Consider the following 12,893-nt stretch of genomic DNA (forward strand, 5'->3'; position numbering starts at 1 on the left):
ACCGGCGGCGGACGCCGGAACACCCAGCACGTGCAGGTACCAGCCCCAGGGGGATTCATGACCACGGCGTCCTCGCCGCACCGCAACACCGCGCCCGCCCACGCCGCAGGCCAGGCGGTCCCGCCGGCCTGGACCACGGGCCCGCGCCCGGAGCTGCCCGGGACCACCGTGCTGGAGGCGGTCGCGGCCCGGGCGGCGGCCACCCCGGACGCCCTGGCCGTCGAGGACCCGCGGGTCCGCCTCACCTACCGTCAGCTCCACGAGGGGTCGGGCCGGCTGGCCCGGCTGCTGCGCGGGCGCGGAGTGCGGCGCGGGGACACGGTCGGGGTCTGCCTCGACCGCTCCGCCGCCCAGGTCACCGCGCTCCTCGCGGTCCTGCGGGCGGGCGGCGTGTACGTCCCGGTCGACCCCGGCTACCCGGCCGCGCGCATCGCCCACGTCCTGGGCGACAGCGCCCCGCACGTCCTGCTCGTCCGCGACGCGGAGCGGGTCCCGGCGGGCGCCGCCCCGGCCGGGGGCGTCCTGGACCTGGCGGGGCTCACCGGCGCGCAGGCGCCCGGGCAGGACGTCGGCGGGGCGCCCGCGCCCGCCCCGCACGACGCGGCGTACATGATCTACACCTCCGGTTCGACCGGCCGCCCCAAGGGCGTCGTCGTCCCGCACGCGGGCCTGCCCGGCCTGGCCGCCGCGCACATCGACGCGCTCGGGCTGGACTCCGGCAGCCGGGTCCTGCAGTACGTCTCGCCCAGTTTCGACGTGGCGATGGCCGACGTCCTGATGACCCTCACCGCCGGCGCCACCCTGGTCCTCGCCGAGGGTCAGCCGATGGGCGAGGAGCTGCTGCGGCTGCTCGCCGGGCGCCGGATCAGCCACTTCATGGTGCCCCCGGTCGTGCTCAGCACCCTGCCCGAGGGCGACCTGCCCGAGCTGAGGACCCTCGTCATCGGCGGCGAGAGCTGCCCGGACGACGTGGTCGACCGCTGGGCGGCGGGCGGTCGCCGGGTCGTCAACGCCTACGGCCCGACCGAGGCCACCGTCTGCACCACCCTGAGCGCGCCGCTCCCGCCGGGCACGGGCGGCCCGTACCCGATCGGCACGCCCGTCCCGGGCACCCGCACCCTCGTGCTCGACGAGACGCTGCGGCCCGTCCCGGTGGGCGCCTGGGGCGAGTTGTACCTCGGTGGGCCGCTGGCACGCGGCTACCACGGGCGTGCCTCCCTGACCGCCGCCCGCTTCACCGCCGACCCGACCGGCTCGGCGGACCGGCTCTACCGCACCGGTGACGTGGTCCGCTGGCGCACCGACGGCACCCTGGAGTACGGCGGGCGCGGCGACCACCAGGTCAAGATCCGAGGGCTGCGCATCGAACCGGGCGAGATCGAGGCGGTGCTCGCCGCCCACCCGGACGTCCGCAGCGCCGTCGTCACCGTCCGCGAGGACCGGCCGGGCGCCAGGCGCCTGATCGCGTACCTCGTCGCGGAGCCCGGCCGCGCCCCGGACCCGCGCGCCCTGCGCGCCCACGCCGCCGGCGGACTGCCGGAGTTCATGGTCCCGGCCGCCTTCGTGGCCCTGGACGCGCTGCCGCTGACCGCCAACGGCAAGCTGGACCGGCGCGCCCTGCCCGCTCCCGATCCGGCCGCCGCCGACCGCGGCGACCGGCCCCGCACCGCGCCCCGGACCGCCACCGAGCGGACCCTCGCCGCGATCTGGTCCGAGGTGCTGCACGCCGGCGAGGTCGGCGCCGAGGACGACTTCTTCGACCTCGGCGGCGACTCGGTCCTCGCCCTCCAGGTCGTCACCCGGCTGCGGGCCGCCACCTCCCTCGCGCTGCCCTGGCGCGCCCTGTTCGAGCGGCCCGTCCTCGCCGAGCTGGCGGCGGCCGCCGACGCGGCGGAGGGCTCCGAAGCGCCCGCCCCGGCGGCCGTGCCGCGCACCGGGCGCGGCGCCGTCGTGCCACTCGCCCCGGCACAGCAACGCCTCTGGATCCTCCACGAGTTCGACCCCGGCAGCAGTGAGTACAACACCTCGGCCGCCCTGCGGATCACCGGGGAGCTGGACACCGCCGCGCTGACGCGGGCGGTGTCGGCGCTGGTGGCGCGCCACGAGACCCTGCGGACCGTCTTCCGCTCCGAGGACGGCCACCCGGTGCAGGTGGTGCACGCCCCCGCCGGCGCACCGCGGGTGCCGGTGCGCGAGGCCGATCTCTCCGGGCTCGCGGAGGACGACCGCCCCGCCGCCCTCGACGCGGCGCTCGGGGCCGAGCACGCCGCCCCGTTCGACCTCCGCACCGGGCCCCTGCTGCGCATCCTGACGGTCCGTCTCGGCCCGTCCGCACACGTGCTGATGGCGACGCTCCACCACATCGTCACCGACGGCTGGTCGGCAGGTGTCCTCGTCCGCGACCTGGGCGCGCTCTACGCCGCCGCGCTGACCGGCGCCCCGGACGCGGGGCTCCCCGCGCTCCCCGTGCAGTACGCCGACCACGCCCTGTGGCAGCGCGAGGCCACCGCCGGTGACGCGCTCGACGGCCAGGTGGCGTACTGGCGCGGGCAACTGGCGGGGCTGGAGCCGCTGGAGCTGCCGGCCGACCGGCCCCGCCCGGCCGTGCGCACCTCCGCCGGGGCCGTGCACACCTTCGCCGTGCCGCCCGAGGTGGCCGAGGGGCTGGTGGCGCTCGGCCGTACCGAACGCGCCAGCCTCTTCATGGTGGTCACCGCCGTCACCCAGTTGCTGCTGGCCCGCTGGAGCGGCCGCGAGGAGGTCGCGCTCGGCACCGTCACCTCCGGGCGCGACCAGCAGGAGACGGCGGACCTGATCGGGTTCTTCGTCAACACCCTGGTGCTCCGCACCCCTGTCGGCGAGTCCCGCTCCTTCGCCGCGCTCCTGGCGGAGGTCCGCGAGACCACGCTGGACGCCTTCGCCCACCAGGACGTGCCGTTCGACCGCCTGGTGGAGGCGCTGGCGCCGGAGCGCGACCCGAGCCGCACCCCGCTGGTCCAGGCCGCCGTCGTCCTCCAGAACGCCTTCGCGGAGCTCACCTCCTTCGCCGGGCTGCCCGCCGAGCGGACCCCTGTCCCCCGCGACGCCGCCCGCTTCGACCTGACCTTCGAGTTCTGGAGCCGCGAGGGCGGGCTGAGCGCCGAGGTGGAGTACAGCACCGACCTGTTCGACCGGGCGACGGTGGAGCGTATGTGCCGGCACTGGGTGGAGTTGGCCTCCGCGGTGGTCGGCGAGGGCGCCGCGCGTCCCCTGTGCCGGGTGGAGCTGGTCACCGGGGAGGAGCGGGAGACGCTGCTCGACGGCTGGGGCGTCTCCCGCACCGGCACCGGCCGGACCCCGGTCACCCTGGGCGCCCTGTGGCGCTCCCGCGTGGCTGCGCGTGGCACCAACGGCACCGCGGTGACCTGCGGCGACGAGAACCTCTCGTACGCCGAGACCGACGCGCGCGTGGAGCGGGTGGCACACCGCCTCACCGCACTGGGCGTCGGCCCCGAGGTCCGCGTCGGCGTGGCCCTGCCCCGATCGGTGGAGTGGCTGACCGTGCTGCTCGCCATCACCCGACTCGGCGGCATCTACGTGCCGATGGACCCCGAATGGCCCCAGGAGCGGTCCGCCTTCGTCCGGGAGGACAGCGGTGCCGCCCTCGTCGTCACCCCGCACACCCTGTCCGAGTGGCACGAGCTGCCCGAACTGCCCGGCCCCGCGCCGGTGGCCGACGTACCACTCGACGCCGGCGCCTACATGATCTACACCTCGGGCTCCACCGGCCGCCCCAAGGGCGTCCTGGTGACCCATCGCGGCATCACCGCCTTCACCGCCGCACTGGGCGAACGCTTCTCGATCGGCACGGACGCGCACGTGCTCCAACTGGCCTCGGCCGGCTTCGACGCCTCAGTCATGGAACTACTCATGGCCCTCTCCGGCGGCGCCACCCTCGTCATCCCCGACGACGGCCGCGCCCTGGCCGGCCAGGACCTCCACGACACCCTCGCCCACCACCGGATCACCCACACCCTCATCCCCCCGACCGTCCTCGCCAGCATCCCCACCGACGCCCCGCCCCTGCCCGACCTGACCGTCCTCGCCACCGGCGGCGAAGCCCTCACCCCCGACCTCGTCCACCGCTGGGCACCCGGCCGCCGCCTACTCAACGCCTACGGGCCGACCGAGATCACCATCGCCGCCAGCATCAGCACCGCCCTCGACACCGGGATGGCCGGAACCCCACCCATCGGCACCCCAGTGGCCGAGGCCCACCTCACCGTCCGCGACCGATGGCTGCGCCTCGTCCCGGTCGGCGTCCCCGGTGAACTCCACGTCTGCGGAACCGGCCTGGCCCGCGGCTACCACGGACAACCCGGACTGACGGCCACCCGCTTCGTGGCCGACCCCCACCACCCGGGGCAGCGTCTCTACCGCACCGGCGACCTGGTCCACTGGAACACCGACGGCACCCTCACCTACCTCGGCCGCACCGACGACCAAGTCAAGATCCGCGGCCTGCGCATCGAACTCGGCGAGATCGACACCGCGTTGACCTCCCACCCCGACGTCGGCCAAGCAGCCACCATGGTCCGCGAGGACCAGCCCGGAACCCCCCGGATCGTCGCCTACACCGTCCCGACCGAGCAGACCTCCGGGCCCGGCGCGGACGTTCTGCGCGGCTGGCTGGGCGAGCGGCTCCCCGCCTACATGGTCCCGACCGCCTTCGTCACCCTCGACGCCCTCCCCCTCAACGCCAGCGGCAAACTCGACCGCCGCGCCCTGCCCGCCCCGACCCAGGAACAGACCGGCTACGTCGCACCCACCACCCCCACCGAACAGACGCTCTGCACGATCTGGGCAAAGACCCTCGACCTGGAACACGTCGGCACCCACGACAACTTCTTCAGCCTCGGCGGCGACTCCATCCTCAGCATCCAGGTCGTCTCCCAAGCCCGCCGCGCCGGACTCGAACTCACGACACGCGACATCTTCGCCCGCCAGACCGTCGCCACCCTCGCCGCCCACCTCACGGCCCACCCCTCGGCCGCCCCGGCCGTCCAGGCCGAACAGGGCGCGCTCTCCGGACCGGCCGCCACCACACCGATCCGCGAGTGGTTCTTCGCCCACCACCCCACGGCCCCGCACCACTTCAACATGGCCGTGGAGTTCACCCCGGCACCCGGCACCACGCCCGAGGCGCTGCGCGCCGCCCTCGCCGCCGTCCTCGCCCAGCACGACGCGCTGCGCGCCGTCTTCCGGCCCGACGGGCAGGGAGGCTGGTCCGGGGAGCTGCGTCCGCAGGCGGACCTGGACGCCGTCTTCGGCCTGTGCGAGCTGCCCGGGACGGGCGCGGGCGCCGACGCGGCCCCGGACGGCGGGCCCGTCTGGCGCCGGGCCACCGAGGCGGCGCAGGCCGGGTTCGACCTGGCCGAGGGGCCGCTGGTCCGGATGGTCGCCGGGGTCCCGGCGCAGCCGCCCGCCGGTGCCGGACGGAGCGTCGTACGCGTCCTGTTCACCGTCCACCACCTGCTGACCGACGGCGTCTCCTGGCGCGTCCTGCTGGACGACCTGGCCACCGCCCACGCACAGGTGCGGGCGGGCCAGGAGATCGACCTCGGCCCGAAGACCAGCTCCGAACGGCAGTGGGCGCGGCGGCTGGCCGAGCACACGGCCGCCGGGGGCTTCGACGACCAGCTGCCGTACTGGCGTGAGGTCGCCGAGCGGGCCGACACCGGGCCGCTTCCGCTGGACGACCCGGACGGCGACGCCACCGTGGGCGCCCAGGAGACGGTCTCCGTGGCTCTCGACGCGGAGGAGACCCGCACGCTGCTGACGGAGGCGCCCCCGGTCCACGCGACCCGGGTCGACGACGTCCTGCTGACCGCGCTGGCCCGGACCCTGCGCGGCTGGACCGGCCGCGACCGGCTCGCCGTCCACCTGGAGGGGCACGGTCGCGAGGAGCTCTTCGCCGACCTCGACCTGACCCGCACCGTCGGCTGGTTCACCTCCATCCACCCGGTGGCGCTCGCGCTGCCCGAGGACGAGGAGTGGGGCCCGGCCGTCACCTCGGTCAAGGAGCAGCTGCGCGCCGTCCCGGACCGGGGCATCGGCTACGGCGCCCTGCGCCACCTCGGCGGCCACTTCGCGGGTCACGACTCCGCCCGGATCAGCTTCAACTACCTGGGCCGGCTCGACGGCCTCGGGGAGCGCGCGCTGTACCGGGCGGCCCGGATGAACCCGGGCGGCGAGTTCGGCCCGGCCGAGGCGCGTCCGCACGAGCTGGACGTGATCGGGGAGGTGCGGGACGGCCGACTCGTCCTCACCTGGTCGTACTCGGGGGCGCGGCTGCGGCGGAACACCGTCGAGCGGCTGGCCCACGCCATGGCCGGTGAGCTGCGGGACTTCCTGCGCCACTGCGCCGAGCCGGGCGCGGGCGGCCGTTCCCCGTCCGACTTCCCGCTGGTCGACCTCACCCAGGCCGAGGTGGACACCGTGCTGTCCCGCGCGGCGGGCACCGGTCCGGCCCGGGGGGTGGCGGACGTCTATCCGCTGACCCCGCTCCAGACCGGCATGGTCTTCCACGCGCTGGCCGAGCCCGACTCCCCGTCCTACCTGGAGCAGTTCACCTTCGTCCTGGACGGCGCCCGCGACCTCGCGGCGCTCGCCACCGCCTGGGAGCGGGCGGTGGCCGGTTCGGACGCGCTGCGGGTCGCCGTGGCCTGGCGGGACCTCGGGCAGCCGGTGCAGGTGGTGCACGAGCGGGCGCCGCTGCCGGTGCGCACCCTGGACCGGTCGGGCCTCGGCGCCGAGGCCCTGGAGGCGGAGCTGCGCGACCTCCTCGCCGAGGACCTGGCACGCGGGATCGACCTGGAGTCCGCGCCGCTGATGCGGCTCACCCTGGTCCGATGCGCCGAGGAGAGCGTCCGGGTGATCTGGACCTTCCACCACCTGCTCCTCGACGGCTGGAGCACCGCCGCCCTCCTCACGGACGTCCTCGCCGACTACGCCGCGCTGACCGGCTCGCCGGACGCGCCCGTCGCCCGCGCGGGCTCCGAACGGCCCCCGTTCCGCGACTACGTGACCTGGCTGGCCGGGTGGGACCCCGCCCCCGGACTCGCCCACTGGCGCGAGCGCCTGGCCGGTTTCGAGGAGCCGACCCCGCTGCCGTACGACCGTCCGGCGCAGGGCCGCGCGCGTCACGGCCGCTCCTCGGACCACGCCGTCCGGGACCTCTCCCCGGAGGTGTCGTCGCGGGTCACCGCCTTCACCCGGCGCCACGGCCTCACCGTCAACGCCGTGGTGCAGGGTGCCTGGGCGCTGCTGCTCGCCCAGTACGCGGGCACCTCCGACGTGGTCTTCGGCACCACCGTCGCGGGCCGCCCCGCCGACCTGCCCGGCGCCGAGGAGATCCTGGGCCTGTTCATCAACACCCAGCCCGTGCGCGTCGGGGTGGAGCCGCGCGAGGAGGTGGCCAGCTGGCTGGCCGGACTCCAGGCCGCGCAGGCGGAGGGGCGGCGCCACGAGCATCTGCCGCTGAGTGCCCTGCCGACGGAACTGGCGCCCGGCGCGCCGCTCTTCGAGAGCCTGGTCGTCTTCGAGAACTATCCCGTCGACACCGAGGGACCGGCCCGCTTCGGGCTCCGGCTGCGCGACATCGAGGTCACCGAGGCCACCAACTACCCGCTGGTCCTCACCGCGTACGACGGGGAGCGGCTGCGGCTGGACCTCGGCTACGACCCGGCGCGGTTCGACGCCGCCACCGTGCGCCGGCTCGCCGCACACCTGGAGCACCTGGTGGTGGCGCTCGCCGAGAACGGTGGCGCGGAGCTGGGTGCCCTGCCGACCGTGCCCGCCGAGGAGCGCGAACGGCTGCTCGGCCGGTGGAGCGGGCGGGGCGGCCGGCCCGGGGGCAGACCGACGGTGGAGGTGTTCGCCGAGCGGGTCGCCGCCGCACCGGACGCCCCCGCCCTGACCGCCGGGGACACCGTCCTCAGCTACGCCGAACTCGACCGGCGCAGCGAGCGGCTGGCCCGCGCCCTGGCCGCGCGGGGGGTGGTGCCCGAGAGCCGAGTGGGCCTGCTGATGGACCGTTCCGCCGACCTGGTCCTCGCCATGCTGGCCGTGCTGAAGGCGGGCGGCGCGTACGTGCCGCTGCACCCCGCCAACCCCGAGGAGCGCCTGCGCGACATCCTCGGCCGCAGCGGCACCACCCTCGTCCTCACCGACCGCGACCCGGCCGCCCTCGCCGGCGCCGAAGGCGTCCCCGTCCTGGACCCGCGCACCCTGCCCGAACCGCCCGTGGACGTGGTGCTGCCCGCCGTCCACCGGGAGTCGTTGGCGTACGTCATGTTCACCTCGGGCTCGACCGGCGTCCCCAAGGGCGTCGGGGTGACCCACGCCGACATCGTGGCGCTCGCCGCCGACCGGCGGTTCAGGAACGGCGCCCACGAGCGGGTGCTGTTCCACTCCCCGCACTCCTTCGACGCCGCCACCTACGAAGTGTGGGTACCGCTCCTCAACGGCCACACCCTCACCGTCGCCACCGGCGACCTGACCACCACCACCATCCGCGAGGCCACCGCCGACGGCGTCACCGCCCTGTGGATCACCGCCGCCCTCTTCGGCGTCCTCGTCGAAGAAGACCCCACCTGCTTCACCGGACTCAAAGAGATCTGGACCGGCGGCGACGCCGTCCCCCACCACGCCGCCCACACCCTCCTCACCCACCACCCCGACCTCACCCTGGTCAACGGCTACGGCCCCACCGAAACCACCACCTTCGCCATCAGCGGACCACTCACCGCAGACGACGTCGCCACCGGCCCCGCGCCACTGGGCACCCCGATGGACAACATGTACACGTACATCCTGGACAGCACCCTGCGCCCGGTCCCGATCGGCGTCCCCGGTGAGCTGTACCTCGGCGGCAGCGGCGTGGCCCGCGGCTACCACCACCAACCACGCCTGACCGCCGAACGCTTCCTCCCCGACCCCCACCACCCCGGAGGCCGCCTCTACCGCACCGGCGACCTCGCCCGCTGGCGCGCCGACGGCCGCATCGACTTCCTCGGCCGCACCGACACCCAGGTCAAGATCCGCGGCTACCGCATCGAAACGGCCGAGATCGAGACCGCCCTCCTCGCCCACCCCGACATCACCCACGCCGCCGTCCTCGCCCGCGAGGACCGGCCCGGCACCAAGTACCTCGCCGCCTACCTCGTCACCCGCGCCGGACGCCCGCTCGACCCGGACGCGCTGCGCCGCCACCTCGCCACCGTGCTGCCCGAGTACATGGTCCCGGCCGCCTACACCGCGGTCGACGCGATCCCGCTGACCGTCAACGGCAAGGTCGACCGGCGCGCCCTGCCCACCCCGCACCTCGCCCCGGCCCAGGAGGAGTACACCGCCCCGCGCACGGAAACGGAGCGGGTCCTGTGCGCCATCTGGGCCGAAGTCCTGGGCCGGGAGCGGATCGGCACCGGCGACGACTTCTTCGCGCTCGGCGGCGACTCCATCACCAGCCTGAAGATCACCTCCCGGGCCCGCTCCGCGCTGAGCCGCAGCCTCACCCCGCGCGCCCTCTTCGACCACCCGACGGTCGCGGAGCTGGCCGCCGCGGTGGCGCCCGCGTCGGACAGGGCCGGCGTGGTCCCGGTCCCCCGGGGCGGCGAGCCGCTCCCGCTCTCCTTCGCGCAGGAACGCCTCTACTTCCTGGACGACTTCGCGCGCGGCGGCGTCGAGTACAACGTCGTGACGGGGCTGCGGCTGGCCGGGCGGCTGGACCGCGCGGCGCTGGCCTCGGCGGTGGCCGGGCTGGTGGCGCGGCACGAGGCGCTGCGGACCACCTTCGGCACGGTCGACGGGCGCGGCACCCAGGTGGTGCACACCGCCCTGGAGGTGCCGGTGCGGGAGGTGGAGCTGGAGGAGGCGCTGCGCCTCGCCACCGCCGTCCCCTTCGACCTGCGGACCGGTCCGCTGCTGCGGGTGCTGCTGGCACCGGTCGCCGAGGACGAGCACGTCCTCGTCCTCGCGATGCACCACATCGTCACCGACGGCTGGTCGATGGGGATCATCACCCGCGAACTGAGCGAGCTGTACGCCGCCGCCGTCCGCGGCGAGCAGCCACACCTGTCCGAACTACCCGTCCAGTACCCGGACTTCGCCGTCTGGCAGCGCGAACGGCTCGGCGGCGAGGCGCTCGCCGGGGAACTGGCGTACTGGCGGGAGCAACTGGCCGGGCTGGAGCCTCTGGAGCTGCCCACCGACCGGCCCCGGCCGGCGGTGCGGGAGGCGGCGGGCTCCCAGTACGCCTTCGCGGTGCCGGCCGGGCTGACCAAGCGGCTCACGGGGGCCGGCCGCGCGCGCCGGGCCAGCCTCTTCATGGTCCTCACCGCCGTCACCCAGCTCGTGCTGGCCCGCTGGACGGACCGCCGGGACCTGGCGCTCGGCACCGTCGTCTCGGGGCGGGAACGCCCGGAGACGGAGGGGCTGGTGGGCTTCTTCGTCAACACGCTGGTGCTCCGCTCCCGGATCGACGAGTCGCTGAGCTTCGCGGAGTTCCTGGACGAGGTCCGCCGCACGGTGCTGGACGCCTTCGCCCGTCAGGACGTGCCGTTCAGCACCCTCGTGGAGGAGCTGGCGCCTGAGCGCGACACCAGCCGCACCCCGCTGGTGCAGGCGATGCTGGTGCTCCAGAACACGCCCCCGGCGGCGCTGGAACTGCCGGGGGTCCGCGCCGAGGAGTTCCTGCCGCCGCGCGAGGCTGCCCAGTTCGACCTGCACCTGGAGTTCCAGCCGGACGGGGACGGCGGCCTGTCGGCCCTCGCCGTGCACAGCGACCTCTTCGAGGGCGCCACCATCGCCCGGCTGGTCCGGCACTGGCTCACCCTCGCCGACAGCCTCACCGCCGACCTGGACGAGGAGGGCTTCGCGGGGGCCGGACGGCCGCTGCTCCGCCACGAGTTCCTGGACGAGGACGAGCGGGCCCGGCTCCTGGGTCCGGAGCCCCGGTACGCCCGGGACGGGCTACCGCATCCCTCCCCGCTCGTCCGGTTCGAGGAGCGGGCCCGTCTCGCCCCGACCGCCCCCGCCGTGACCTTCCAGGACACCACCCTCAGCTACGGCGAACTGGACGCCCGGGCCGACCGGCTCGCCGCCCACCTCGCCGGGCGGGGCGTCGGCCCCGAGTCCCGCGTCGCCCTGGTGCTGCCCCGCTCCACGGAGCTGGTGGTGGCGATCCTGGCGGTGCTGAAGGCCGGCGGCGCGTACGTCCCGGTGGACCCGGCCTCCCCGGCCGACCGGATCGCGTACCTCCTCAAGGACAGCGCGGTGCAGCTGGCGGTCACCGCGCGGGAGGCCGCGCACGCCCTGCCCGGCGGCGCGGGCGCGCGGACGGTGGTGCTCGACGCGCCGGAGACCGTGCGCGCCCTCGCCGACGGTCCCGCGCGCCCTTCCCGCCGGGCCGTGGTGCGCACGGACGCGGCGGCGTACGTCATCTACACCTCCGGGTCGACCGGCCGCCCCAAGGGCGTGGTGGTCACCCACGGGAACGTGGCGCGGCTGCTGCACGCCACGGCGGAGGAGTTCGCCTTCGGCCCCGACGACGTGTGGACGATGTTCCACTCGTACGCCTTCGACTTCACCGTCTGGGAGCTGTGGGGCGCCCTCGCCCACGGCGGGCGGCTGGTCGTGGTGGGCCTGGACACGGCCCGGGCGCCCGAGGAGTTCGCGCGGCTCCTCGCCGACGAGCGGGTCACCGTGCTCAACCAGACCCCCTCGGCCTTCTACCGCCTCACCGAGGCACTGGACGGCGAGCCGGGCCTGTACGGGCGACTGGCCCTGCGTACCGTCGTGTTCGGCGGGGAAGCACTGGACTGGGGCCGCATCGCCGGCTGGGTGGAGCGCTCCGGGAAGGGCGGTCCGGCCCTCGTCAACATGTACGGGATCACCGAGACCACCGTGCACGTCACCAGCCACCGGGCGCAGCCCGGCCCCCTGGTGCCCGGGACCGCCTCGGTGATCGGCCGCGCCCTGCCCCACCTGCGCGCCTACGTCCTGGACGCGGCCTGCCGGCCGGTGCCCGCCGGGGTCAGGGGCGAGCTGTACATCGCCGGGGGCGCTCTGGCCCGCGGCTACCTCGGGCGGCCGGGACTGAGCGCCACCCGCTTCGTCGCCGACCCGTTCGGCGGGCCGGGTGCCCGCATGTACCGCACCGGCGACACGGCGCGCTGGACCGGTTCGGGCACCCTCGACTACCTCGGGCGCAACGACGACCAGGTGAAGATCCGCGGCTTCCGCATCGAACTCGGCGAGATCGAGGCACTGGTGGCCGGGCACCCGTCGGTGGCGCAGGGCGCGGTGGTGGTCCGCGAGGACCAGCCGGGCGACCACCGGCTGGTGGCGTACGTGGTGCCGGCCGGGCCGGGCGGCTTCGACCCGGGCGAGCTGCGCCGGTCGCTGGCGGAGGCCCTGCCGGAGTACATGGTCCCCGCCGCCTTCGTGGCGCTGGAGAGGATGCCGCTCACCACCAACGGCAAGCTCGACCGGCGGGCGCTGCCCGCGCCGGAGTACGGCGTGGCCGCCGCCTACGTGGCGCCGGCCACGCCGACCGAGGAGGCGGTGGCCGACATCTGGGCGGAGGTGCTGGGCCTGGAGTGGGACCAGGTGAGCGCCGAGGAGGACTTCTTCAGCCTGGGCGGAAACTCGGTCCTGAGCCTTCGGGTGATTGCTAGGGTCCGGACCACGTTCGACATCGACCCCTCTGCCCGCGTGATGTTTGATTTCCCGACCGTTTCCGGCCTCGCCGGGAAAATCGAGGAAATGATCATCGCGGAGATCGAGAACGGCGGGTAAGCAGCTTTCCAGCACCCCATGGAACCGTTGTGACCTGCTAAAAGGTCGAGAACTCC

1 protein-coding gene is annotated in these 12,893 nt (G+C 75.2%); it reads left to right on the top strand.

Annotated features, from left to right (window positions below):
• The first annotated feature begins 57 nt into the window (after nt 1-57).
• Nucleotides 58-12,837 carry an amino acid adenylation domain-containing protein gene (locus ACSLIC_RS11035; protein ID WP_436737499.1) on the top strand — a complete coding sequence of 4,260 codons (12,780 nt, stop codon included), beginning with the start codon at nt 58-60 and terminating at the stop codon, nt 12,835-12,837.
• Nucleotides 12,838-12,893 lie beyond the last annotated feature (56 nt).

Origin of the sequence: Streptomyces sp. BBFR102 (assembly GCF_051397025.1) — a bacterium.
Taxonomy (GTDB): domain Bacteria; phylum Actinomycetota; class Actinomycetes; order Streptomycetales; family Streptomycetaceae; genus Streptomyces.